Origin of the sequence: Streptomyces sp. NPDC058877 (assembly GCF_042742855.1) — a bacterium.
GTDB lineage: Bacteria > Actinomycetota > Actinomycetes > Streptomycetales > Streptomycetaceae > Streptomyces.
The window spans coordinates 1-24,065 of sequence record NZ_JBHYMF010000068.1 but is presented as its reverse complement, the minus strand read 5'-3'; the positions used below and the strand labels follow the sequence as shown (position 1 = coordinate 24,065).

The window sequence follows — 24,065 nt, the reverse complement described above, 5'->3', positions numbered from 1 at the left end:
TCGCTTCCGGTGCCTTCCCGGCCGGTGTCCCTCCGAACGCTCCGGTACGTCCGACCGGCTCGTGTTCCGCCCGGCGGACGTGAACCTGGGGAGCGGGGCGTCCCTGACCCTCGCGTCCCGCTCGACGTCCCTTCCGGTGCGGTTGCCGAGCGGGGTGCGGAGCCCCCGGGAAACGGCGGACCGGGCGTGCGGGGTCCTCGCCGGGACGAGGACCCCGGGACGGCCCCGTCAGCCGGCCTCCCGTGGACGGCGCTGGAACCGGGCCACCAGAGCGGTGCGCCGGGCCGTCCCCGCGGCCTTCGCGGCGGACCAGCGGTGCGAGGCGTCCCAACGCACGCGGACGGCCGAACGGGGAGCGAGCAGGGCCCGGAGCCGGGTGCGCCGGTCAGCGCCCGCGCGGAACCCCGCACGGACCCGACCCGCCTCCTCGGCCAGGCCGGCCACCGGTTGCGGTCGGGGCGCGTACAGCACCTCCTCCACCGCCTGTGCCACCCGGTGCACCGCTTCGGCGGGCTCGCCCCGCAGCTCACCGAGCTTGACGATCCGGGCCGCCGCCTTCCTCGGGGTCAAGGATTCGTCCGGTTCGACGCCGTGGTCCCAGGCGGTGTCGTTGACCTCCTGCCACACCGCGAGCGTCCGCGCCGCCGTCCCTCCGGCCCCGCGCGCCCCGCCCGGGCCGAGCCGTGCGGCCCGCACCCGGGTCCGCCAGAGCAGCGGGAGGAGCGGGAGGGCGAGGACGAGCAGCACGGCGAGGGAGAACAGCACCGTCCCGAGGCCCGGGCCCGCATCGTCCGAGGAGGCCTCGGCGACCGCCTTGTCCGGGCCGCAGTCCCCCAACCGGCGCAACTGCGGGGTGCAGCCGTCCGAGGCGCTGGGCGCGGCGGCCGGCTGCGCCGAAGCGCTCTGCTGCGGTTGGGCGGGACCGGTGGCCGTTCCGGAGGGGCTGTTCTCCCGGGCGTACGTGGGGGTGGAACCCCGTGAGGGGGTCGGCTCGAACCGGGTCCACCCGGCCCCCTCGAAGTAGAGCTCGGGCCAGGCGTGGGCGTCCCGGATGCCGACGGACACCGAGCCGTCCGTCTGTGTCGTGCCCGGCATGAAGCCGACGGCCACCCGGGCGGGGATGCCGAGCGAGCGGGCCATCGCCGCCATGGAGAAGGAGAAGTGGACGCAGAAGCCCTCCTTGTCCTTCAGGAACCGGGAGATCGCCTGCACACCGGTGCCGGAGACCACCTCGACGTCGTACCGGAAGCCCCCCTTCCGGGCGAACCAGTCCTGGAGCTTCACCGCCCGCTCGTAGTCGCTGCGGGCTCCTTCGGTGACCGTCAGGGCCGTCTGCTTCACGTCGGACGGGAGCGAGGGGGGAACCTTGGTGTACTCGCGGCGCAGTTTCTCCGGAGCGGGCCCGGCACCGGCCAGCTGCTCCGCCGTCGGCTGTACGTCCAGGCTGGTGACCTGGTAGCGGGCGCCCTTGGTGGTCTGCTTGTCGTCGCCGACGAGCATCCGGCCGGCCGGCTCGTACCGCCAGCGTCCGTCGATGTCGACCCGGCCGGCCGGGTACGGCATGGGCAGCCACTTCTGCTCGTACGCCTCCGAGGCCACGAAGTTGCTGGTCACTTCGGTGACCTGGACGCCCTGGGAGAGCCCGTCCGGCCAGGGCAGCTGCTCGGGCAGGTCCTCGATCGGGCGCACCGAGGACTTCCACGAGATGCCGTCGAACTGGTCGAGGGCGACCAGCCGCAGATACAGGTTGCCGGTGTCGCGGGCGTTGGTCCGGTAGCGCAGGACCTCCCGGTCCTCCGGCTGGCGCAGGTTGTTCTGCAGGGAGACCAGCGGGTTCACCGCGGAGATCGTGCCCCCCTTGCCGAGGCCCCCGCCCCCTTCGCCGTTGCCGCCGAAGACGCCGCCGGAGAGACCGGGCAGCGCCAACGGCACCACCAGGGCGATGCCCATGGCGACGGCGCCGATCCGTCGACCGGTGCGGGCCGGTGCGAGGGCGGGGCCGTCGGCGATGCCGGAGCCCGGCCGGCCGGAGCGGTGTGCGGCGCCGAAGACCCGACCCCACCGGGAGAGCCGTTCCCGTCCCTCGGCGAGGAGCAGCAGCAGATAACCGGAGGCCGCGAGGAGGAACCAGAGCCAGCCGGCCCCGCCGCCGGAGAGGCCGGCGGCCACCGAGTACAGGGCGAGCAGCGGCAGGCCGGCCGGGGCCGCCTTGCGGAAGGTCACCGCGAGGGCGTCCACCAGGAGGCCGATCGCGACGACGCCACCGATCAGCATCAGCCGGATGCCCTCGGTGTCGGGTGCGGGGATCGCGTACCGGCCGACGTCCTCGGCACCCGCCCGGAACAGCTCGGCCGCGTGATCGAGGACCCGGGGGCCCGGGAGGCACCAGAGGACCGCCTGTTCCCGTGCGAAGAACACGGTCAGCGAGAGGAGCGCCACGACGGTCTGGGCGAGCAAGGTCAACGACCGGGCCAACGGCACCCGCCGGGCCAGCGTGCCCACCCCGCTCACCAGGCCGAGCACCAGGGCCGCGGTGAAGATCCAGGTCGCCGGTTTCACGAGCGGGAGCAGCGCCCCGGCGGCCATCAGGGTGGCGCCCCAAGAAGCAAGCGTCAACCGTGCGGGGCCGCTCATGACCGTCCTCCGTGCGTCTCGGCGGCGACGGAACCGGGCCGGAGCCCGGCCGCCTGCTGCCACAGGTCCGTGAGTCGGGCCCCGGGGGGCACGGCCAGCGCCGTCCAACCCGCTTCCCGTAGGTCCCGCACCCGTTCGTCCACCGAGCCGGTGACCGAGCCCGCGGTGAGCCAGGTGCCGGAGTCCAGGACGAAGGCGACGGCGGCGCCGGCCCGTCCGCGCATCCGGGCGGCGAGGGCCGTCTGTTCCTCGTCGAGGTCCCCGAGGAAGGCGACGAGGAGTTCGTCGGCGCCGCCGCGCAGCGCGTCGGAGGCGCGGGAGAGGCCGGCCCCCTCGGAGTGCTCGACGACCGCGAGGGTGTCCATGATCAGACCGGCGGTGTCGGCCGAGTCCTGCACCGATCCGGCGAATCCGTCGGAGCCCTCGCCCGGGACCGCACTGCCGGTGTCGGTGAGCAGCCGGACCGCGAAGCCCCGCTCCAGCATGTGGAGGAGGACGGAGGCGGCACCGGAGACCGCCCACTCGAAGGCGGAGTCGGGCCCCGCGCCCTCGAAGCCGATCCGGCGGGTGTCGAGGAGGACGGTGCAACGGGCCCGCTGGGGGAACTCCTCACGACGGACCATCAGCTCGCCGTAGCGGGCGGTGGAGCGCCAGTGGACCCGGCGCAGGTCGTCGCCGTGGCGGTAGGTGCGGGGGATGACGTCATCGTCGCCGGCGAGGGCGAGGGAGCGCTGTTGCCCGTCGCCGTAACCGGAGGCCTCGCCGAAGAGTTTCACCGGCGGCAGCGCCTCGGTCCGGGGCACGACGGTGAGGGTGTCGTACGCGCTGAAGGAGCGGGTCAGCTCGCACATCCCGAAGGGGTCGCTGAGACGCAGCTGGAGGGGGCCGAGGGGGAACCGTCCGCGCAGGTCGGACCGGACCCGGTAGGACACCTCGCGCTTCCCGCCGGCCTCGACCCGGTCGAGGACGAAGCGGGGGCGGGGCCCCAACATGTACGGCACGTGGTCCTGGAGCATCAGCAGGCCGGTGGGGAGTTTGGAGACGTTCTCCACCCGGAGCTGGACCCGCGCCTCGGCCCCGGCCTCCACCCGCTGGGGGGTGAGCCGGCGGGAGGCCGCGACCTGGTAACGGGTCCGGTGCAGCACCAGGACGCAGATCAGGGGCAGGGACGCGAGCAGCAGGCCGACGCGCAGCAGGTCGGCCTGACCGAGGACGTACGCGCAGACGGCGGCGGCCACCCCGGCGGCGAGGAAGGAACGGCCGCGGGTGGTGAGGCCGCCCAGGGCGGCCCGCACACCGCCCCGGCCCTCGTCGGCGCCCCGCTGGTCGTCCGGCGCGGTGGCGGTCGTCATCACAGCCGCCGGGCGCCGGGCTGCTGGCCGTAGAGCGGGGCGGCGGCGGGCGGGGCCGTCGACGGTACGGGGGTGCGTTGCAGGATGTCCTGGACGACCTGCTCGGCGGTCCGGCGGTTCAGCTGCGCCTGGGCGGTCGGCAACAGCCGGTGGGCCAGGACGGGGGCGGCGAGCGCCTGGAGGTCGTCGGGCAGCACGTACTCGCGACCGCTGAGCGCCGCGGACGCCTTGGCGGCCCGCAACAGGTGGAGCGTGGCCCGGGGGGAGGCACCGAGCCGCAGGTCGGCGTGGGTGCGGGTGGCGGCGACGATGTCGACCGCGTACCTGCGGACGGAGTCGGCGACGTGGATCCCGCGCACCGCCTCGATCAACTTCAGGACGTCATGGGCGTGCGCGACCGGCTGGAGGTCGTCCAGCGGGGAGACCGAGCCGTGCACGTCGAGCATCTGGAGTTCGGCCTCGGGGCTCGGGTAGCCGATGGAGACCCGGGCCATGAAGCGGTCGCGCTGGGCTTCGGGCAGCGGGTAGGTGCCCTCCATCTCGACCGGGTTCTGGGTGGCGACGACCATGAACGGACTGGGCAGCTCGTACGTCTGGCCGTCGACCGTGACCTGACGCTCCTCCATGGACTCCAGCAGCGCCGACTGGGTCTTCGGCGAGGCGCGGTTGATCTCGTCGCCGATCACGATCTGGGCGAAGATCGCACCCGGCTTGAACTCGAAGTCCCGCTGCTGCTGGTCGAAGATCGACACGCCGGTGACGTCCGAGGGCAGCAGGTCGGGGGTGAACTGGATGCGGCGCACCGAGCAGTCGATGGACCGGGCCAGGGTCTTGGCCAGCATGGTCTTGCCGACGCCGGGGACGTCCTCGATGAGGAGGTGCCCCTCGGCGAGCAGCACGGTCAGCGAAAGCCGTACGACCTCGGGCTTGCCCTCGATCACACCCTCCACCGCCCTGCGGACGCGCTCCACAGTGGTGGTCAGATCTGCAAGGCTCGCTCGATCGTCATAGGTCGTCACCCCGGCCCTCCTCGGCCTTTCGGAACTGTCGTCCGAGCATTCTTGTTGCCGTGGCCGGGTCGTGTCACTTGCCCGCGGACAATCGGGAGGGAAAAACGGGGCTTTGGTGGTTTACGTCGGGTCGATCTCGCGCAGGAGGCCCGTCGTCACGTCGAAGACGAAGCCCCGGACGTCGTCGGTGTGCAGCAGGAAGGGCGAGGTCCGCACCCGTTGCATGGACTGCCGGACGTCCTGGTCGACGTCGCGGAAGGCCTCGACCGCCCAGGCCGGTCGCTGGCCGACCTCGTCCTCCAGTTCGTGCCGGAAGTCCTCGGTGAGCGATTCGAGGCCGCAGTTCGTGTGGTGTACCAGCATCACGCTGCGGGTGCCGAGGGCCCGCTGACTGATGGTGAGGGAGCGGATCACGTCGTCGGTGACGACGCCGCCCGCGTTGCGGATGGTGTGGCAGTCGCCCAGTTCGAGGCCGAGGGCCGCGTGCAGGTCGAGACGGGCGTCCATGCAGGCGACCACGGCGACGTGCAGGACGGGTCGCGCGTCCATTCCTGGATCGGTGAAGTCGGACGCGTAGCGTGCGTTGGCCCCGACGAGACGGTCGGTGACCGCGGAGCCGGTGCTCGGGGCGTCGCTGGAGGGGTGTGCGGAGGTCGACATGGTTCCGACGTTAAGGGGCACACCCCGTGCGGGCCCGCCGTGAGGCGGGACAAAGGACGTCAACGGGCCGTGATGTGAGCCACCCCACAGAGCGGGCGATCCCGCCCCCGAACGGGTGAGCCGTCCGGAACGTCCGACCGGCTCGTCACGGCCGTGCGACGCGCCAGTCAGTTGATTGACCGGCGGGTCCCGTGGACTAAAGTGACGCGGAGTTCACGGAGACAACGAGCGATTTCCCGCGGTTTCTCCCCCGTGTGTGCGGCGGTACCTACGGCTCGGCCTCCTCGCGCGGTACGTGCCTCCGCGCCGGACCTGAGAGGGCGCATTGAGCAACGACCGACACGTCCCGGTGATGCTCCAGCGGTGCCTGGACATGTTGGCCCCCGCCATCGAGCGCCCCGGCGCGGTCGTGGTCGACTGCACCCTGGGCCTGGGCGGGCACAGCGAGGCACTGCTCCAGCGGTTCCCCGGGGTGCGGCTCATCGCCCTCGACCGCGACAAGGAGGCCCTGCGGCTCTCCGGCGAGCGGCTCGCCCCGTACGGAGACCGGGCCACCCTCGTCCACGCGGTGTACGACGAGCTGCCCGAGGTCCTCGACCGACTCGGCATCCCCTCGGTGGACGGTGTCCTCTTCGACCTGGGCGTCTCCTCCATGCAACTGGACGAGGCCGACCGCGGCTTCGCCTACGCCCAGGACGCCCCGCTCGACATGCGGATGGACCAGACGGCCGGCATCAGCGCCGCCGAGGTCCTCAACACCTACCCGGCGGGCGAACTGGTCCGGATCCTGCGCGCGTACGGCGAGGAGAAACAGGCCAAGCGGATCGTCTCGGCGATCGTGCGCGAGCGCGAGAAGGAGCCCTTCGCCAACAGCGCCCGGCTCGTCGAGCTCATCCGCGACGCCCTGCCGCAGGCCGCCAAGCGCACCGGCGGCAACCCGGCCAAGCGCACCTTCCAGGCCCTGCGCATCGAGGTCAACCGCGAGCTGGACAGCGTCGAGAAGGCGATCCCGGCAGCCGTGAAGGCGATCAACGTCGGCGGGCGGGTCGTCGTCCTCTCCTACCAGTCCCTGGAGGACCGCATCGTCAAGCAGGTCTTCGCAGCCGGTGCGGCGACCACCGCACCGCCCGGCCTGCCGGTCGTCCCGGAGAAGTACCAGCCCCGCCTGAAGCTCCTCACCCGGGGCGCCGAGCTGCCCACCGAGGAAGAGGTCGCCGAGAACCGGCGTGCCGCCCCGGCCCGGCTCCGGGGGGCCGAACGCATCCGGGAAGACCTTCGGTGAGCACGGCGAAGGGGCCCCTCAAAGGACGGGCCGCGCGGCTTGGACGGCTCATGCCGTCCGGGCCCAGCTCGGCCGCCCGCACCCCCTTCGTCCTGCTCGTCGTGGTGCTGCTCGGCGGTGGCCTGATCACCCTGCTCCTGCTGAACTCGGCCCTCAACCAGGGCTCCTTCAAGCTGAACGAGCTCAAGCACGAGACCACCGAGCTCACCGACGAGCAGCAGGCGCTCCAGCGGGACGTGGACGACCGCTCGGCCCCCGACGCCCTGGAGCGTCGGGCCCGCGAGCTCGGCATGGTTCCCGGCGGCAGCCCCGCCTTCCTGGGACCGGACGGCAAGGTGCTCGGCGAGCCCTCCGTCGCGGTCGCCCCCCAACCGAGCCCCACCCCCACGGCGGACCCGAAGGCCCAGCCGTCCGACCCCGCCGACGCCCCGACGCCGCCCGCGGGCGACGGACCCGCAGCCACCGGCACGACCCCGCCGGACTCCGGGCCCACCTCCGCGCATCCGCCCGCGACCGACCCGACGACTTCCGGCAGGTGACCGACCCGTGCCCTCCAAGGAGCCACCCCGCCGTCGCGTCCCCGGCCCCGCCCGGCCCGCGCGCCCCCGTCCGGCCGCCGGGGCGCGCACGCCCGGAACCCGCCCAGCGCGCCGCCCGGCCGCGAAGCGTCCGGCGCCCCGGCCCCCCGCCCGCCAGCCCCGGCCCCTCCGGCTCGGTAGCCCCCGGCCCCGGCTGCGTCTGATCTCCTTCGGGCTGACCCTCGTCATGCTGGTCTTCGTGGTCCGGCTGCTCCAGGTCCAGGCCGTCGACGCCAGTGCGTACGCCGCCAAGGCGGACAGATACCGCTTCCAGGAGTACACGCTCTCCGCCGAGCGCGGTGAGATCACCGATCGCAACGGCATCGCGCTGGCCTCCAGCGTCGACGCCTACGACATCACCGCCGACCCCAAGCTCTTCACCGCAGAGGAGGCCAAGGTCGCCGACGCGCCCGAGCAGGCGGCTGCGCTCCTCGCCCCGATCCTCGGCAAGCAGCCCGCCGAGCTCGCGAAGAAGCTCCGCACCCCGAAGTCCCGCTACACCCTCCTCGCCCGCAAGCAGACCCCGCAGGTCTGGAACCAGATCAAGGACCTCAAGAGGGTCTACGGGCAGAAGGCCGCGGGCGTCGGCGGCAACGGGGTCAACCTCCTCGGCGGCGTCCTCAGCGAGCCCAGCACCAAACGCGTGTACCCGAACGGCGAGCTCGCCGCCGGAATACTGGGTTACGTCAACGCCGAGGAGCGCGGCGCCGGCGGCCTCGAATCCATGCTCGACGCAGAGCTCGCCGGCAAGGACGGCAAGATCCGCTTCACCCAGTCCGGCGGCCGTCAGGTGCCCACCGCGGGCTCCCAGGGCACCCCCGCGGTCCCCGGCTCCGACATCGAGCTGACCATCGACCGGGACATCCAGTGGGCCGCCCAGCAGGCCATCACCGAGCAGGTCAAGAAGTCCAAGGCCGACCGCGGCTACGTCATCGTGCAGGACACGAAGACCGGCGAGGTCCTCGCCATGGCCAACGCCCCCGGTTTCGACCCCAACGACCTGTCCGCCGCCAACGCCGCCGCCATGGGCAACGCCGCCCTCCAGGACGCCTACGAGCCGGGCTCCACCAGCAAGGTCATGTCCATGGCCGCAGTCCTGGAGGAGGGCAAGGCCGCCCCCGACACCCACGTCACCGTCCCCAACCGGCTCCACCGCGGTGACCGGCTCTTCAAGGACGACGTCGACCACCGCACCTGGCACCTGACCCTCAACGGCGTCCTCGCCAAGTCCAGCAACATCGGCACCATCCTCGCCACCGGCCGACTCGGGGCCGACCAGGCCGAGTCCAACGAGGTCCTCTACTCCTACCTGCGCAAGTTCGGCATCGGTCGTCCCACCGGCCTGGGCTACCCCGGGGAGACCCAGGGCATCCTCGCCAAACCCCGGGACTGGTCCACCTCGCAGCAGTACACGATCCCCTTCGGCCAGGGACTCTCCATCAACGCCATGCAGGCCGCCTCCGTGTACTCGACCATCGCCAACGGCGGCGTGCGGATCGAACCGACCCTCATCCGCGGCGCCAAGGGGCCGGACGGTCGCTTTTCGGCCGCGCCGAAGCCCGAGGAGTCCCGGGTCATCAGCGAGAAGACGGCCAAGACCCTCGCGCAGATGCTGGAGTCGGTCGTCGACGACGAAGAGGGCACCGGCAACAAGGCCGCGATCCCCGGTTACCGCGTCGCGGGCAAGACCGGCACCGCCAACCGCGTCGACCCCGAGCTCGGCCGCTACAAGGGGTACACCGCCTCCTTCGCGGGCTTCGCCCCCGCCGACGAACCCCGCGTCACCGTCTACTGCGCCATCCAGAACCCCACCAAGGGCAGCTACTTCGGGGGCCAGATCTGCGGCCCCATCTACAAGAGGGTCATGGAATTCGCCCTCAAGACCCTGCACGTGGCACCGACCGGCAAACAGCCGGCCCGGCTGCCGGTCTTCTCCGCCTCCACCCCGTGACACCCCGGGAGCACCACAGTGACGACGATCACCCCCCGTTCCGGAAACCGGAAATCGAACTCCGGCGACGCCCCCGGCTCATTTAGCCCCGCACCCGCTGCGCCCGGTACGCTCACCGCCGTGCCACACGCTGATCAGTACCGAACCACCCCGCCCCGGCCGGAGCAGGGACGCCCGACACCCCTGGGCGACCTGGCCGCGCAGCTCGGGATCGACGCACCCGGGACCGCCGAGGTCTCCGGCATCACGCACGACTCGCGCGCCGTGCGCCCCGGGGACGTGTACGCCGCCCTGCCCGGCGCCCGCACCCACGGTGCCGACTTCGTCGCCCAGGCCGCCGGCCTCGGCGCCGTCGCGATCCTCACCGATCCGACGGGTGCCGACCGCGCCGCCACGACCGGTCTGCCGGTCCTCGTCGTGGAGGACCCGCGGGGCCGGATGGGCGAACTCGCCGCCGAGATCTACGGACGCCCCGGCGAGGACCTCCTCCAGATCGGCATCACCGGCACCTCCGGCAAGACCACCACCGCGTACCTCGTAGAAGGGGGCCTGCGCGCAGCGCTGTCGATCGAGGGTGGTGGCGGGCGACGGGAGGGCCTGCGCGCAGCGCTGTCGATCGAGGGTGGTGGCGGGCGACGGGAGGGACCGGGTGGCTCCGGCCACGGGACCGGTCTCATCGGCACCGTCGAGATGCGGATCGGTGACGAGCGGATCAAGTCCGAGCGCACCACCCCCGAAGCGACCGACCTCCAGGCCCTCTTCGCCGTCATGCGCGAGCGGGGCGTCCGGGCCGTCGCCATGGAGGTCTCCAGCCACGCCCTGGTGCTGGGCCGGGTCGACGGCTGCGTCTTCGACGTCGCGGTCTTCAACAACCTCAGCCCGGAGCACATGGAGTTCCACTCCGACATGGAGGACTACTTCCGGGCCAAGGCTTCGCTCTTCACGCCCGAGCGCAGCCGCCGGGGAGTGGTCAACCTCGACGACGCGTACGGCCGCAGGCTCGTCGCGGAGGCGACCGTCCCGGTCGTCACCTTCTCGGCCGAGGGCCGCACGGAAGCCGACTGGCGCGCCGAGGACCTCGTCCTCGGTTCGCACGACTCGACGTTCACCGCCGTCGGACCGGGGGGCGAGCGGATCCCCGCGACCGCGCCGCTGCCCGGTCCCTTCAACGTCGCCAACACCCTCGCCGCGATCGCCACCCTCGCCGTCGCGGGCCTGGACCCGAAGGCCGCTGCCGAGGGCATCGCCGCCGTTCCCGGTGTGCCGGGCCGCCTGGAGCGCGTCGACGCCGGGCAGCCGTACCTCGCGGTCGTCGACTACGCCCACAAGACCGATGCCGTCGAATCGGTGTTGCGTTCCCTGCGCGAGGTCACCGAGGGCCGCCTCCACGTCGTCATCGGCTGCGGCGGCGACCGGGACACCACCAAGCGCGGACCGATGGGCGCCGCCGCGGCCCGGCTCGCCGACACCGCCGTCCTGACCTCCGACAACCCCCGCTCCGAGGACCCCCTCGCGATCCTCAGCACCATGCTCGCCGGCGCCGCCGAGGTGCCCGCGGAAGAGCGCGGCGACGTCCTGGTCGAGCCGGACCGGGCCGCGGCCGTCGCCGCGGCCGTCGCCCGGGCCAGGCCCGGCGACACCGTCCTGGTCGCCGGCAAGGGCCACGAGCAGGGGCAGGAAACCGCCGGGGTCGTCCGCCCCTTCGACGACCGCGAGGTCCTGCGCACAGCGATCCTCGAACAGAACGCCCGGGACAACCAGGGCGAAGACAGCCACGAGAACAGTCAGGGATGAAGCAGTGATCGCCCTCTCCCTCGCCGAGATCGCCGAAATCGTCGGCGGGCAGGCACACGACATACCGGATCCGGCCACCCGGATCACCGGGCCCGTCGTCATCGACTCCCGCGAAGTGCGGGCCGGCAGCCTCTTCGCGGCCTTCGCCGGTGAGCACGTCGACGGCCACGACTACGCGGAGCGCGCCGTCGCGGCGGGTGCGGCGGCCGTGCTGGCCACCCGCCCCGTCGGCGTTCCCGCCGTCGTCGTGGACGACGTTCAGGCCGCGCTGGGTGCCCTCGCCCGCGCGGTCGTCGAACGGCTCGGCACCGATGTCGTCGCCCTCACCGGTTCGGCCGGCAAGACCTCCACCAAGGACCTGATCGCCCAGGTCCTCGAACGTCACGCACCCACGGTGTGGACCCCCGGCTCGCTCAACAACGAGATCGGCCTGCCGCTCACGGCGCTCCGCGCGAGCGACGAGACCCGGCACCTGGTCCTGGAGATGGGCGCCCGGGGCATCGGGCACATCCGCTACCTCACCGGCCTCACCCCGCCGCGCATCGGCCTCGTCCTCAACGTGGGCAGCGCCCACATCGGCGAGTTCGGCGGTCGGGAGCAGATCGCCGAGGCGAAGGGCGAGCTCGTCGAGGCCCTGCCGTCCGCCGAGGAGGGGGGCGTTGCGGTCCTCAACGCCGACGACCCGCTCGTCCGCGCGATGGCGAGCCGCACCAAGGCCCGCGTGACCCTGTTCGGCGAAGCGGACGAAGCGGCCGTACGTGCCGAGAACGTCCACCTCACAGAGAACGGACAGCCTTCTTTCAGGCTTCACACACCCACCGGGTGCAGTGACGTGACCTTGCGCCTGTACGGTGAGCACCACGTGTCGAACGCGCTCGCAGCGGCCGCCGTCGCGCACGAGCTGGGCATGCCCGTCGAAGAGATCGCCACCGCGCTCTCCGAGGCAGGTACCCTGTCGCGCTGGCGCATGGAGGTCACCGAGCGTTCGGACGGCGTGACGATCGTCAACGACGCCTACAACGCGAATCCCGAGTCCATGCGGGCCGCCCTGCGCGCGCTCGCGGCCATGGGGCGGGCCGCACAGGCCCGGGGGGCTCGTACGTGGGCGGTGCTCGGCAAGATGGCCGAGCTCGGTGACGCATCGCTCGTCGAGCACGACGCGGTCGGACGGCTTGCCGTCCGACTCAACGTCAGCAAGCTCGTCGCGGTCGGGGGCAGGGAAGCGTCCTGGCTGCAACTGGGCGCATATAACGAGGGTTCGTGGGGTGAGGAGTCGGTGCACGTGTCCGACGCGCAGGCGGCTGTCGACCTGTTGCGCAGTGAGCTGCGCCCGGGGGACATCGTCCTTGTGAAGGCTTCCAGGTCGGTCGGTCTCGAACAGGTCGCGTTGGCGCTCCTCGACACCGAGGGCGAGGTCACCGGCCGATGAGGCAGATCCTCTTCGCGGGGGCCATCGGGCTCTTCCTGACCCTGATCGGCACGCCGCTGCTGATCAAGCTCCTTGCTCGCAAGGGGTACGGGCAGTTCATCCGGGACGACGGTCCGCGCGGCCACGCCGGGAAGAAGGGCACGCCCACCATGGGCGGCATCTCCTTCATCCTGGCCACGCTCATCGCGTACGCCCTGGCCAAGGTCATCACCGGCGAGGACCCGACGTACTCGGGCGTCCTGGTGCTGTTCCTCATGGCGGGCATGGGGCTGGTCGGCTTCCTCGACGACTACATCAAGATCGTCAAGCAGCGGTCGCTCGGTCTGCGGGCCAAGGCGAAGATGGCCGGTCAGCTGATCGTCGGCATCGCCTTCGCCGTGCTCTCCCTGCAGTTCGCAGACGCGCGCGACCTCACCCCGGCCTCCACGAAGCTCTCCTTCATCACGGACTTCGGCTGGGCCATCGGCCCGGTGCTCTTCGTGGTCTGGGCACTCTTCATGATCCTGGCCATGTCCAACGGCGTGAACCTGACGGACGGCCTGGACGGTCTGGCCACCGGGGCCTCGGTGATGGTCTTCGGCGCCTACACCTTCATCGGCCTCTGGCAGTTCCAGGAGTCCTGTGCCAACGCGTTGACCCTGACCAACCCCAACGCCTGCTTCGAGGTCCGCGACCCGCTCGACCTCGCGGTCGTCGCCTCCGCGCTGATGGGCGCCTGCTTCGGCTTCCTCTGGTGGAACACCTCGCCCGCCAAGATCTTCATGGGCGACACCGGTTCGCTCGCCCTCGGCGGTGCCCTCGCCGGCCTCGCCATCTGCTCCCGCACGGAGCTCCTGCTGGCCCTGCTCGGCGGCCTGTTCGTCCTGATCACGATGTCCGTGATCATCCAGGTCGGCTCGTTCAAGATGACCGGCAAGCGCGTCTTCCGGATGGCCCCCCTCCAGCACCACTTCGAACTCAAGGGGTGGTCCGAGGTCCTGGTCGTCGTCCGGTTCTGGATCATCCAGGGCATGTGCGTGATCGTGGGCCTGGGCCTCTTCTACGCGGGATGGGCATCGGAGAAGTGACAGAACAGCTCGACTGGAACGGCAAGAAGGTCACCGTCGCGGGGCTCGGGGTGTCCGGCATTCCGGCCGCCCGGGTCCTGTACGACCTCGGCGCACTCGTGACCGTCGTCAACGACGGTGACGACGAGCGCTCCCGGGCGCAGGCCGCCGAGCTGGAGGAGTGGGCCGCCGCGCGCAGCGCCTCCGGCGAGGGCGGGCGACGGGCGGGCATCACCGTCCGCCTCGGCGACGGTGCGACCCTGCCGACCGGTACCGAGCTGATCGTCACCACGCCCGGCTGGCGGCCCGACAAGCCCCTCTTCGCAGCCGCCGCCGAGGCGGGCGTGGAGATCTGGGGGGACGTCGAGCTCGCCTGGCGCCTCCGCGGCCCCGGGGCCGCCCCCTGGCTCGCGGTCACCGGCACCAACGGCAAGACCACGACCGTGCGGATGCTCGCGTCGATCCTGGAGGCGGCCGGTCTGCGGACCGCCGCCGTCGGGAACATCGGAGTCTCGCTGCTCGACGCCGTCCTCGGCGGGGACGCGTACGACGTGCTCGCCGTGGAGCTCTCCAGCTACCAGCTGCACTGGGCGCCGTCCGTCCGCGCCCACTCGGCCGCCGTGCTCAACCTGGCGCCCGACCACCTCGACTGGCACGGCTCCATGGAGGCGTACGCCGCCGACAAGGGCCGTGTCTACGAGGGCAACCGGATCGCCTGCGTCTACAACGTCGCCGACGCGGTGACCGAGGACCTGGTGCGCGAGGCCGACGTCGAGGAGGGGTGCCGGGCCATCGGCTTCACCCTCGGCACCCCCGGCCCCTCCCAGCTCGGCGTCGTCGAGGGCATCCTCGTCGACCGGGCCTTCGTGGAGAACCGGCAGAAGAACGCCCAGGAGCTGGCCGAGGTCACCGACGTCCAGCCCCCGGCCCCGCACAACATCGCCAATGCCCTCGCCGCTGCCGCCCTCGCACGTGCCTTCGGCGTCGAGGCCAAGGCGGTGCGGGACGGGCTCAAGGCCTTCCGGCCCGACCCGCACCGCATCGAACTGGTCGAAGAGGTCGAGGGCGTCACGTACGTCGACGACTCCAAGGCCACCAACACCCACGCCGCCGAAGCCTCGTTGGCCGCCTATGACCCGATCGTCTGGATCGCCGGTGGCCTCGCCAAGGGGGCGACCTTCGACGAGCTCGTCCAGAAGTCGGCGAAGCGCTTGCGCGGGGCCGTCCTGATCGGGGCGGACCGTGCGCTGATCCGCGAAGCCCTGGCGCGACACGCCCCGGAGGTCCCGGTGGTGGACCTCGACCGGACCGACACTGGGGCGATGTCCGATGCGGTCCGCGAGGCGGCCCGGCTCGCCCGCCCCGGGGACACGGTCCTGCTCGCCCCCGCCTGCGCCTCGATGGACATGTTCACCAACTACAACAAGAGGGGCGAGGCCTTCGCGGACGCCGTCCGCGCCCTCGCCGCCACCGGGGACGCCTGACCCGACCAGCGGGGGTCCGGCCGGACCGGGCACGACTGGAGGGGACAGCGACCATGCCGAGCAAGATCGCCGGGACACGTCGGCCTTCCGCCGTACGCGGCGGAGGGCGCGTTCCCGCGCCTCCGAGGCGTCCCCTGGGCAGCGGTGTGCGGCAGCTGTACGAGCGGGCCCGCAAGGCCTGGGACCGGCCGCTCACGGCGTACTACGTGATCATCGGTGCAGGGCTGCTCATCACCACGCTGGGCCTGGTGATGGTCTATTCCGCCTCGATGATCACGGCCCTCCGCTACGAGCTGGTGCCCTCCTACTTCTTCCGGAAGCAGTTCTTCGCGGCCCTGCTCGGCACCGGGCTGCTGCTGGCCGCCTCGCGCATGCCGGTGAAGCTGCACCGGGCGCTCGCCTACCCGATCCTGGTGGGCGCGGTCTTCCTCATGGTGCTGGTGCAGATCCCCGGGATAGGGCACTCGGTCAACGGCAACCAGAACTGGATCTCGCTCGGCGGCCCCTTCCAGCTCCAGCCCAGCGAGTTCGGCAAACTGGCGCTGATCCTGTGGGGTGCCGACCTGCTCGCCCGCAAGCAGGACATGCGGCTCCTGACCCAGTGGAAGCACATGCTGGTGCCCCTGGTCCCGGGAGCCTTCATGCTGCTCGGACTCATCATGCTCGGCGGTGACATGGGCACCTCGATCATCCTTGCGGCCATCCTCTTCGGCCTGTTGTGGACGGCCGGGGCGCCCACCCGGCTCTTCGTCGGCGTGCTCGCGGTGGCCGGTGCGATCGGTGCGCTGCTGATCAAGACGAGTGCGAACCGGATGAGGCGCTTCGAGTGCATCGGCGCCACCGATCCGGGGGGCGAGGGGGCTCCCTGCCTGCAGGCCGCGCACGGAATCTATGCTCTGGCCTCGGGCGGATGGTTCGGTTCCGGACTCGGTGCGAGCGTGGAGAAATGGGGCCAACTGCCCGAAGCGCACACCGACTTCATCTTCGCGGTCACCGGTGAGGAACTGGGTCTCGCGGGGACGCTGTCGGTACTCGCCCTGTTCGCGGCTCTAGGCTATGCGGGTATCCGCGTGGCCGGAGGCACGGAGGACCCCTTCGTGAGGTTCGCCGCGGGAGGGGTGACCACCTGGATCACGGCGCAGGCCGTGATCAACATCGGTGCGGTGCTCGGTCTGCTGCCGATCGCCGGTGTTCCCCTGCCGCTGTTCTCCTACGGAGGGTCGGCCCTGCTGCCGACCATGTTCGCCGTCGGGCTCCTCATCGCCTTCGCGCGACAGGAGCCCGCCGCGAAAGCGGCCCTGGCGATGCGCGGCCCCGGCTGGGGCAAGCGGACCGGGAAGAGATGGAAGTCGATGCGACGGCGCGTCAAGAAGCGTCCGTCCGGAGAGCGGTGAATTTCGGTGCATGTCGTACTCGCCGGTGGGGGGACCGCCGGCCACATCGAGCCCGCGCTCGCCCTCGCGGACGCCCTGCGCAGGCAGGACCCCAGCGTGGGGATCACAGCGCTCGGCACGGAGAAGGGCCTGGAGACCCGGCTCGTGCCCGAGCGGGGTTACGAGCTGGCGCTCATCCCCGCCGTGCCGCTGCCGCGCAAGCCCACGCCCGAGCTGATCACCGTCCCCGGACGGCTGCGCGGCACGATCAAGGCGGCCGAGCAGGTCCTGGAGCGCACCAAGGCGGATTGCGTGGTCGGCTTCGGCGGTTACGTGGCCCTGCCCGGCTATCTGGCGGCCAAGCGCCTCGGGGTGCCGATCGTGGTCCACGAGGCCAATGCCCGCCCCGGCCTGGCGAACAAGATCGGTTCGCGGTACGCGGCGGGGGTCGGCGTCGCCACCCCGGACAGCAAGCTCCGGAACGCCCGCTACATCGGCATCCCGTTGCGGCACACCATCGCGACCCTCGACCGGGCGCGGGTCCGCCCCGAGGCGCGCGCCGCCTTCGGCCTCGACCCGAACCTGCCGACGCTGTTGGTCTCCGGCGGATCGCAGGGTGCCCGGCGGCTCAACGAGGTGGTCCAGCAGGTCGCCCCGGTGCTCCAGCGTTCCGGCATCCAGATCCTGCACGCGGTCGGCCCGAAGAACGAACTACCCCGCGTCGACAACATGCCCGGTATGCCGCCGTACGTACCGGTACCGTACGTGGACCGGATGGATCTCGCGTACGCCGCGGCCGACATGATGCTCTGCCGTGCGGGCGCGATGACCGTTGCGGAGCTCTCCGCCGTCGGACTGCCCGCCGCGTACGTTCCGCTGCCCATCGGCAACGGCGAACAGCGGCTGAACGCCCAGCCGGTGGTGAAGGCCGGTGGTGGACTCCTCGTCGACGACGCGGAGCTGACGCCGCAGTGGGTGCAGGGCAACGTCCTGCCCGTACTGGCCGATCCGCACCGGTTGTACGAGATGTCCCGCGCCGCCGCCGAGTTCGGCCGCCGGGATGCCGACGACCTGCTCGTCGGCATGGTGTACGAGGCGATCGCCGCCCGCCGGCAGGCGTAGCGGGGCACTGAGGGCAGGAGGCGCCGGGTGGCAGCCGGACCGACGACCGCGGAGAAGCGCGGCACCAGCAAATCCAAGGGAACGTCGGGCCGGTCGTCCGGCGCAGGCGCCCGGAATTCACGATTCCGGGTGCCCGCGCCCCGCCTGCTCCTCCTGCTGTTCGGCCTCGTCGTGCTCGTGGTCGGTGGGATCTGGACGCTCTACGGGTCGACCTGGTTTCGTGTGGAACATGTGAAGACTTCCGGCGCGCGGGTCCTCACCCCGGCCGAAGTCGAAGCCGTCGCCGCCGTTCCGATGGGCGCTCCGCTCGTCTCCGTCGACACCGATGGGATCGAGGCCAGGCTCCGGAAGAAAATGCCGCGGATCGATACGATCGAGGTGATTCGCTCATGGCCACACGGAATCGGCTTGAAGGTGACGGAACGGAAGCCCGTTCTCCTGGTGGAAAAGGGCGGAAAGTTCATCGAAGTGGACGCGGGCGGCATGCAGTTCGCCACGGTCGACACCGCGCCCCGTGGGGTTCCCCGTCTCGCCCTCGACGGCGCCTCCTCGCCGAGCCTGCGCCGCTTCGGCGTGGACCGGCTGCTCCGGGAGGCGGTCCGTGTCCGGGGGGAGGTCCCGACCGAGGTCGTCCGGGACACCCGCGTCGTGCGCGTCACCTCGTACGACTCCGTCACGCTGGAACTGGCCGGAGGGCGAACGGTCTTCTGGGGCAGTGGCGAGCACGGTCCGGCCAAGGCCCGGGTGCTGGTCGCCCTCATGAAGGCAACCCCCAAAGCGGGACACTTCGATGTAAGTGCCCCCACTGCCCCTGCCTCGTCCGAGGGTTGACGGGCATCGTCGCTGACCAGCACCCTGGTTGGCCAGCGCTACGGGTGATCACATAGGGTGAAAAGAAAAACGGGAGGTTCGGCGTGTTCGTTGAACGTGCGCCGCTTGTCGACTTAGTGTCCTGTTCGGAAGAGTCCAGCGAACAGCGACACTAGTAACCCTAAACTTCAACGTTAGGGTTCGGGTCGGCGTTTCGGACCGTCCCAATCGGCATCCGTCGGAGCTGCGCGGCCAACCGCGCGGCGACGACACGTAACTCGAGGCGAGAGGCCTTCGACGTGGCAGCACCGCAGAACTACCTCGCAGTCATCAAGGTCATCGGTGTCGGCGGCGGTGGTGTCAATGCCATCAACCGAATGATCGAGGTCGGTCTCAAGGGCGTCGAGTTCATCGCCATCAACACCGACGCGCAGGCGCTGTTGATGAGCGATGCCGACGTCAAGCTTGACGTCGGCCGTGAACTGACCCGTGGCCTCGGGGCCGGGGCCAACCCGGCAGTCGGCCGCAAGGCGGCAGAGGACCACCGCGAGGAGATCGAGGAGGTCCTCAAGGGGGCCGACATGGTCTTCGTCACCGCCGGTGAAGGCGGCGGCACCGGCACCGGCGGAGCACCCGTCGTCGCCAACATCGCGCGCTCGCTCGGTGCCCTGACGATCGGTGTGGTCACCCGGCCGTTCACCTTCGAGGGGCGCCGTCGCGCCAACCAGGCGGAGGACGGCATCGCCGAGCTCCGCGAAGAGGTCGACACCCTCATCGTCATCCCCAACGACCGACTGCTCTCGATCTCGGACCGCCAGGTCTCCGTGCTCGATGCCTTCAAGTCGGCCGACCAGGTGCTCCTCAGCGGTGTCCAGGGCATCACCGACCTGATCACCACCCCGGGCCTCATCAACCTCGACTTCGCCGACGTCAAGTCGGTCATGTCCGAGGCCGGTTCCGCGCTCATGGGCATCGGCTCCGCCCGCGGCGACGACCGTGCGGTGGCCGCCGCCGAGATGGCGATCTCCTCGCCGCTCCTGGAGGCGTCCATCGACGGGGCCCGTGGCGTCCTGCTCTCCATCTCCGGCGGCAGCGACCTCGGGCTCTTCGAGATCAACGAGGCCGCGCAGCTGGTCAGCGAGGCCGCCCATCCCGAGGCCAACATCATCTTCGGCGCGGTCATTGATGACGCGCTCGGTGACGAGGTGCGGGTCACGGTCATCGCGGCCGGTTTCGACGGCGGTCAGCCCCCTGCCCGCCGGGACAACATCATCGGCTCGGTCTCCGCCAAGCGCGAGGAGCCGGCCCCGGCGCCCCGCGTCACCGAGACCCCCCGCCCGCTGGGCGGCCTCGGCACCGTCGCCCCGCGCGAGGAGCCGGCCCCGGCGCCGATCGAGCCCGCCCCGGTGGTCAACGAGGCCCCGCTGCCCCCGACCCCGCCGGCGGTTCCGCCGGCCCGTCCGTACGCGGACAGCCAGGCTGAGGAACTGGACGTTCCGGATTTCCTGAAGTGATAGGGCAGCGCTTCGACGCGAACGGCGCCCACTTCGCCTTCACCGACCGGTGGGGCGGGGTGAGCGCCGTTCCGTACGAGGAGCTCAACCTCGGCGGAGCGGTCGGGGACGCGCCCGCGGCCGTGCTCGCCAACCGGGCGGCCGCGGCCGGAGCCCTCGGACTCGATCCGGCGCGGGTGGTCTGGATGAACCAGGTGCACGGCGCCGGTGTCGCCGTGGTCGACGGTCCGTGGGAAGACGCGGCGGTCCCGTCGGTCGACGCGGTCGTCACCGCCCGGAGCGGTCTCGGCCTCGCCGTCCTCACCGCCGACTGCGTCCCCGTCCTGCTGGCCGATCCCGTCGCCGGGGTTGCTGCCGCGGCCCACGCCGGGCGACCCGGAATGGTCGCCGGAGTCGTCCCCGCCGCAGTCGATGCGATGGTGCGGCTCGGCGCCGAACCCGCCCGGATCGTCGCCCGCACCGGCCCGGCCGTGTGCGGCCGGTGCTACGAGGTGCCGGAGGCGATGCGCGCCGAGGTCGCCGCCGTGGAACCGACGGCCCACGCCGAGACCTCTTGGGGCACTCCCGCCGTCGACGTCGGTGCCGGAGTGCGCGCACAGTTGGAGCGGCTCGGTGTCCGGGACGTCGAGGACGCCGGTGTCTGCACCTTGGAATCGCGCGACCACTACTCGTACCGTCGCGATCGCACCACGGGGCGACTCGCGGGATATGTCTGGTTGGACTGAGAAGAGACATGACGGACCGCAAGTCGGAACTCGCCGCGAACCTCGCCCGGGTGGAGGAGCGCATCGCTGCAGCGTGCGCCGCTGCAGGTCGCGGCCGTGAGGAGGTGACCCTGATCGTGGTCACCAAGACCTACCCCGCGAGCGACGTCAGACTCCTGCACGAGCTCGGGGTGCGCCACGTCGCGGAGAACCGGGACCAGGACGCCGCCCCCAAGGCGGCGGCCTGTGCCGACCTCGACCTGACCTGGCACTTCGTCGGTCAGCTGCAGACCAATAAGGTCAGATCCGTGGTGGGTTATGCCGATGTGGTGCAGTCCGTCGACCGGTTGAAGCTCGTTTCCGCCCTCTCCGGGGCTGCGGAGAGGGCGGGCCGCGAGCTCGGCTGTCTGATCCAGGTCGCGCTCGACGCGGAGTCCGGCGAGCGGGGTGACCGCGGAGGCATCGCGCCGGACGGGGTCGAGGAGTTGGCGCACGCCGTGGACGCGGCCCCCGGTCTCAGACTCGCCGGACTGATGACCGTCGCCCCGCTCGCGGGGCAGTACGCCGGCCGGCAACGAGCCGCCTTCGACCGCCTGATGGATTTGTCGACTGCCCTGCGCGTGACCCGTCCGGCTGCGAACATGGTGTCAGCAGGGATGAGCGCGGACCTCGAAGAGGCCGTCGCGGCCGGGGCGACACACGTACGCGTCGGTACGGCGGTGCTCGGCGTCCGCCCGAAGCTCGGGTAACGTCGCGAAGCAAGTCGGACCACAGCAGAAAATATGGTCATTCCGCAGAACGGCGGAGTGCCTCGTGGATCGCCGGCACTTGGTGACAAGGCCGATCCACCACAGAGCGGAGGACTCAGAGAATGGCCGGCGCGATGCGCAAGATGGCGGTCTACCTCGGCCTCGTGGAGGACGATGGGTACGACGGCCGGGGCTTCGACCCCGACGACGACTTCGAACCCGAGCTGGAGCCGGAGCCCGAGCGCGACCGGCGCCACACCCCCCCGCGCCAGGTGGAGCGGGAGGAGCCGGTGCGGGTGGCGCAACCGCCGGCCCCTCGCGAGCCGGTCGCCCATTCCGTCCCCGTACTCGCCGAAAGCGGTCGTCCGGCCCGAATTGCCCCCGTGGCGTCCATCACACCCGAACGCCCGAGCCTGGAGAAGAGCGCACCGGTGATCATGCCCAAGGTCGTGTCCGAGCGGGAGCCCTACCGCATCACCACGCTGCATCCCCGGACCTACAACGAGGCCCGTACCATCGGGGAACACTTCCGCGAGGGCACTCCGGTGATCATGAACCTCACGGAGATGGACGACACGGACGCGAAGCGACTTGTCGACTTTGCCGCCGGACTCGTCTTCGGGCTCCATGGCAGCATTGAGCGAGTGACGCAGAAGGTGTTCCTGTTGTCGCCTGCTAACGTCGATGTCACGGCGGAGGACAAGGCCCGGATCGCAGAGGGCGGATTCTTCAACCAGAGCTGAGAACACAAGAACCGGACGGACCGGTCGCGGGGCGACCGGACAAGCGAGAGCACAGAAGCCAGGGGAGAGGGAAACGCGGGATGGGCGTCGCACTACAAGTGGTCTACATCGTGCTGATGTGCTTCCTCGTCCTCCTGATCGTCCGGCTTGTCATGGACTACGTCTTCCAGTTCGCCCGTTCATGGCAACCCGGTAAGGCGATGGTGGTCGTCCTTGAGGCCACTTACACTGTCACCGATCCACCGCTCAAGCTTCTACGGCGACTCATCCCGCCGTTGCGTCTCGGGGGCGTGGCACTCGACCTGTCCTTCTTCGTTCTGATGATCATTGTCTACATCTTGATCTCCATCGTGAGCAGCTTCACGAGGTGAATGTGGACGATACGGTCTTGCCGACTGCCGACGACTACGTAGAGGTGAAGAAGAGATGCCGCTGACCCCCGAGGACGTGCGGAACAAGCAGTTCACGACGGTCCGCCTCCGAGAAGGTTATGACGAGGACGAGGTCGATGCCTTCCTCGATGAGGTCGAGGCCGAGCTGACCCGCCTGCTCCGCGAGAACGAGGACCTGCGCGCCAAGCTGGCCGCTGCGACGCGTGCCGCCGCGCAGAATCAGCAGCAGGGCATGCGCAAGCCCCCGGAGCCACAGGACCGTCCCGGCGGACCGGGAGGCCCAGGAGGCCAGGCGGGTCCTGGTGGACCCGGGGGGCCCGGGGGTCCCGGCGCACCCGTGCCCGCGGCCATATCCGGACCGCCGGTCCAGCAGCAGCCGCCGCAGATGGGCCCGCCGCAGCTGCCCTCCGGCGCCCCGCAGCTTCCCGCCGGCCCGATGCAGGGCGGCCCGATGCAGGGCGGTCCGATGCAGGGTGGTCCGATGCAGGGTGGTCCCATGCAGGGCGGTCCGATGCAGGGCGGTCCGATGCAGGGCGGCCCCATGCAGGGCGGCCCGATGCAGGGCGGTCCGATGCAGGGCGGCCCCATGCAGGGTGGTCCGATGGGGCACCCGCAGCAGCAGATGCAGCAGCCGGCCCAGGGTCCCGGCGGCGACAGTGCCGCGCGTGTCCTCTCGCTCGCCCAGCAGACCGCCGACCAGGCGATCGCCGAGGCGCGCTCCGAGGCCAACAAGATCGTCGGCGAGGCGCGCTCCCGCGCCGAGGGCTTGGAGCGGGACGCCCGCGCCAAGGCGGACGCCCTTGAGCGGGACGCCCAGGAGAAGCACCGCGTCGCCATGGGCTCCCTGGAGTCCGCCCGCGCGACGCTGGAGCGCAAGGTCGAGGACCTGCGCGGCTTCGAGCGCGAGTACCGCACGCGTCTGAAGTCCTACCTGGAGTCGCAGCTGCGTCAGCTGGAGACCCAGGCGGACGACTCGCTGGCCCCGCCGCGCACCCCGGCCACGGCTTCGCTGCCGCCGGCCCCGTCGATGGCCTCGGCGAGTGCGAGCGCCCCGTCCTACGGCGGCAACAGCGGCATGGGCGGCGCGCCGTCGATGGGTGGTGCACCCTCCTACGGCGGCCAGCAGCAGATGTCCCCGGCGATGACCCAGCCGATGGCTCCGGTCCGCCCGCAGGCGCCCCAGCCGATGCAGCAGGCGCCGGCGCCGATGCGGGGCTTCCTGATCGACGAGGACGACAACTGACGCGGCCCGCACGCGTGCTGAGCGCGTAGCCGACGGCAGTCACGAAGGGCCGGCCCCCTCTCCCGGGGGCCGGCCCTTCGGCCTGCCCGGCCCGCGGTGCCCTCCGCCCGGGGAAGTGCCCCGCCGGCGGCCCCGTCCGCCCCGGTCCTGCGGAGCAGCCGCCCGGGGAAGCGCCGGGAGCCGGGAGGGCGAACG

General features: G+C 71.4%; 20 protein-coding genes. 16 read left to right on the top strand and 4 right to left on the bottom strand.

The features are described from left to right. Positions 1-228 precede the first annotated feature (228 nt). The 4 genes from ACFW2Y_RS17885 to ACFW2Y_RS17870 form a co-directional block, all read right to left on the bottom strand. Positions 229-2,634: a DUF3488 and DUF4129 domain-containing transglutaminase family protein gene (locus tag ACFW2Y_RS17885; protein ID WP_384879666.1), complete on the bottom strand. Its 2,406-nt coding sequence runs from the start codon at positions 2,632-2,634 to the stop codon at positions 229-231. Further along, on the bottom strand, positions 2,631-3,986 hold the full coding sequence (locus ACFW2Y_RS17880) for a DUF58 domain-containing protein (RefSeq protein WP_384879664.1): 1,356 nt from the start codon (positions 3,984-3,986) through the stop codon (positions 2,631-2,633). Before ACFW2Y_RS17880 ends, ACFW2Y_RS17885 begins: the two co-directional genes overlap by 4 nt. Continuing rightward, positions 3,986-5,005: an AAA family ATPase gene (locus ACFW2Y_RS17875; RefSeq protein WP_384879661.1), complete on the bottom strand. Its 1,020-nt coding sequence runs from the start codon at positions 5,003-5,005 to the stop codon at positions 3,986-3,988. The genes ACFW2Y_RS17880 and ACFW2Y_RS17875 overlap by 1 nt, the downstream gene beginning before the upstream one ends. A gap of 111 nt (positions 5,006-5,116) precedes the next feature. Further along, on the bottom strand, positions 5,117-5,656 hold the full coding sequence (locus tag ACFW2Y_RS17870) for a beta-class carbonic anhydrase (protein ID WP_384879659.1): 540 nt from the start codon (positions 5,654-5,656) through the stop codon (positions 5,117-5,119). A 325-nt stretch (positions 5,657-5,981) separates the two neighbouring features. On the opposite strand from ACFW2Y_RS17870, the gene rsmH reads away from it, so the two are divergent. From rsmH to ACFW2Y_RS17790, 16 genes are all read left to right on the top strand, one after another. Further along, positions 5,982-6,938 (top strand): 16S rRNA (cytosine(1402)-N(4))-methyltransferase RsmH, encoded by a 957-nt coding sequence (gene rsmH, locus ACFW2Y_RS17865; protein ID WP_384879656.1) that lies wholly within the window; start codon positions 5,982-5,984, stop codon positions 6,936-6,938. After that, positions 6,935-7,477, top strand: coding sequence for a hypothetical protein (locus ACFW2Y_RS17860; RefSeq protein ID WP_384879654.1), 543 nt, complete (start codon positions 6,935-6,937; stop codon positions 7,475-7,477). The genes rsmH and ACFW2Y_RS17860 overlap by 4 nt, the downstream gene beginning before the upstream one ends. Positions 7,478-7,484: 7 nt before the next feature. Then, the gene (locus ACFW2Y_RS17855) at positions 7,485-9,467 is read left to right on the top strand and encodes a peptidoglycan D,D-transpeptidase FtsI family protein (RefSeq protein WP_384879651.1); all 1,983 of its coding nucleotides are present in this window, start codon (positions 7,485-7,487) and stop codon (positions 9,465-9,467) included. A gap of 18 nt (positions 9,468-9,485) precedes the next feature. Beyond that, positions 9,486-11,261 (top strand): UDP-N-acetylmuramoyl-L-alanyl-D-glutamate--2,6-diaminopimelate ligase, encoded by a 1,776-nt coding sequence (locus ACFW2Y_RS17850; protein WP_384879648.1) that lies wholly within the window; start codon positions 9,486-9,488, stop codon positions 11,259-11,261. Positions 11,262-11,265: 4 nt separating this feature from the next. Next, the gene (gene murF, locus ACFW2Y_RS17845; RefSeq protein ID WP_384879646.1) at positions 11,266-12,690 is read left to right on the top strand and encodes a UDP-N-acetylmuramoyl-tripeptide--D-alanyl-D-alanine ligase; all 1,425 of its coding nucleotides are present in this window, start codon (positions 11,266-11,268) and stop codon (positions 12,688-12,690) included. Further along, positions 12,687-13,757, top strand: a complete 1,071-nt coding sequence (gene mraY / locus ACFW2Y_RS17840; protein WP_384879643.1) for a phospho-N-acetylmuramoyl-pentapeptide-transferase — start codon at positions 12,687-12,689, stop codon at positions 13,755-13,757. The genes murF and mraY overlap by 4 nt, the downstream gene beginning before the upstream one ends. After that, a complete protein-coding gene (gene murD, locus ACFW2Y_RS17835; protein WP_384879640.1) occupies positions 13,739-15,220 on the top strand; it encodes a UDP-N-acetylmuramoyl-L-alanine--D-glutamate ligase in 1,482 nt (493 codons plus the stop codon). The genes mraY and murD overlap by 19 nt, the downstream gene beginning before the upstream one ends. Before the next feature lie 53 nt (positions 15,221-15,273). After that, positions 15,274-16,614: a putative lipid II flippase FtsW gene (gene ftsW / locus ACFW2Y_RS17830; protein ID WP_384879638.1), complete on the top strand. Its 1,341-nt coding sequence runs from the start codon at positions 15,274-15,276 to the stop codon at positions 16,612-16,614. A 6-nt stretch (positions 16,615-16,620) separates the two neighbouring features. Then, entirely contained in the window at positions 16,621-17,715 is a 1,095-nt protein-coding gene (murG, locus tag ACFW2Y_RS17825; protein ID WP_384879635.1) for an undecaprenyldiphospho-muramoylpentapeptide beta-N-acetylglucosaminyltransferase, read from the top strand. A gap of 27 nt (positions 17,716-17,742) precedes the next feature. Next, entirely contained in the window at positions 17,743-18,546 is an 804-nt protein-coding gene (locus tag ACFW2Y_RS17820) for a cell division protein FtsQ/DivIB (RefSeq protein ID WP_384879633.1), read from the top strand. A gap of 278 nt (positions 18,547-18,824) precedes the next feature. After that, complete coding sequence (gene ftsZ / locus ACFW2Y_RS17815) at positions 18,825-20,039, top strand: cell division protein FtsZ (protein ID WP_384879630.1); 1,215 nt, start codon at positions 18,825-18,827, stop codon at positions 20,037-20,039. Further along, positions 20,036-20,764, top strand: a complete 729-nt coding sequence (gene pgeF / locus ACFW2Y_RS17810) for a peptidoglycan editing factor PgeF (RefSeq protein ID WP_384879627.1) — start codon at positions 20,036-20,038, stop codon at positions 20,762-20,764. Before ftsZ ends, pgeF begins: the two co-directional genes overlap by 4 nt. A gap of 8 nt (positions 20,765-20,772) precedes the next feature. Further along, on the top strand, positions 20,773-21,492 hold the full coding sequence (locus ACFW2Y_RS17805; RefSeq protein WP_384879625.1) for a YggS family pyridoxal phosphate-dependent enzyme: 720 nt from the start codon (positions 20,773-20,775) through the stop codon (positions 21,490-21,492). A gap of 122 nt (positions 21,493-21,614) precedes the next feature. Then, positions 21,615-22,235, top strand: coding sequence for a cell division protein SepF (locus tag ACFW2Y_RS17800; RefSeq protein ID WP_384879622.1), 621 nt, complete (start codon positions 21,615-21,617; stop codon positions 22,233-22,235). Positions 22,236-22,315: 80 nt separating this feature from the next. Next, on the top strand, positions 22,316-22,606 hold the full coding sequence (locus tag ACFW2Y_RS17795) for a YggT family protein (RefSeq protein ID WP_384879619.1): 291 nt from the start codon (positions 22,316-22,318) through the stop codon (positions 22,604-22,606). A 55-nt stretch (positions 22,607-22,661) separates the two neighbouring features. Beyond that, on the top strand, positions 22,662-23,870 hold the full coding sequence (locus ACFW2Y_RS17790; RefSeq protein WP_384879617.1) for a DivIVA domain-containing protein: 1,209 nt from the start codon (positions 22,662-22,664) through the stop codon (positions 23,868-23,870). The last annotated feature ends 195 nt before the right edge of the window (positions 23,871-24,065 follow it).

Excerpts from the sequence above, each read along its gene's own strand:
- ACFW2Y_RS17885 (WP_384879666.1), bottom strand. The coding sequence starts at position 2,634 with ATGAGCGGCCCCGCACGGTTGACGCTTGCTTCTTGGGGCGCCACCCTG.
- ACFW2Y_RS17880 (WP_384879664.1), bottom strand. The coding sequence starts at position 3,986 with ATGACGACCGCCACCGCGCCGGACGACCAGCGGGGCGCCGACGAGGGC.
- ACFW2Y_RS17870 (WP_384879659.1), bottom strand. The coding sequence starts at position 5,656 with ATGTCGACCTCCGCACACCCCTCCAGCGACGCCCCGAGCACCGGCTCC.
- mraY (WP_384879643.1), top strand. The coding sequence starts at position 12,687 with ATGAGGCAGATCCTCTTCGCGGGGGCCATCGGGCTCTTCCTGACCCTG.
- murD (WP_384879640.1), top strand. The coding sequence starts at position 13,739 with ATGGGCATCGGAGAAGTGACAGAACAGCTCGACTGGAACGGCAAGAAG.
- ftsW (WP_384879638.1), top strand. The coding sequence starts at position 15,274 with ATGCCGAGCAAGATCGCCGGGACACGTCGGCCTTCCGCCGTACGCGGC.
- ACFW2Y_RS17805 (WP_384879625.1), top strand. The coding sequence starts at position 20,773 with ATGACGGACCGCAAGTCGGAACTCGCCGCGAACCTCGCCCGGGTGGAG.
- ACFW2Y_RS17800 (WP_384879622.1), top strand. The coding sequence starts at position 21,615 with ATGGCCGGCGCGATGCGCAAGATGGCGGTCTACCTCGGCCTCGTGGAG.
- ACFW2Y_RS17795 (WP_384879619.1), top strand. The coding sequence starts at position 22,316 with ATGGGCGTCGCACTACAAGTGGTCTACATCGTGCTGATGTGCTTCCTC.
- ACFW2Y_RS17790 (WP_384879617.1), top strand. The coding sequence starts at position 22,662 with ATGCCGCTGACCCCCGAGGACGTGCGGAACAAGCAGTTCACGACGGTC.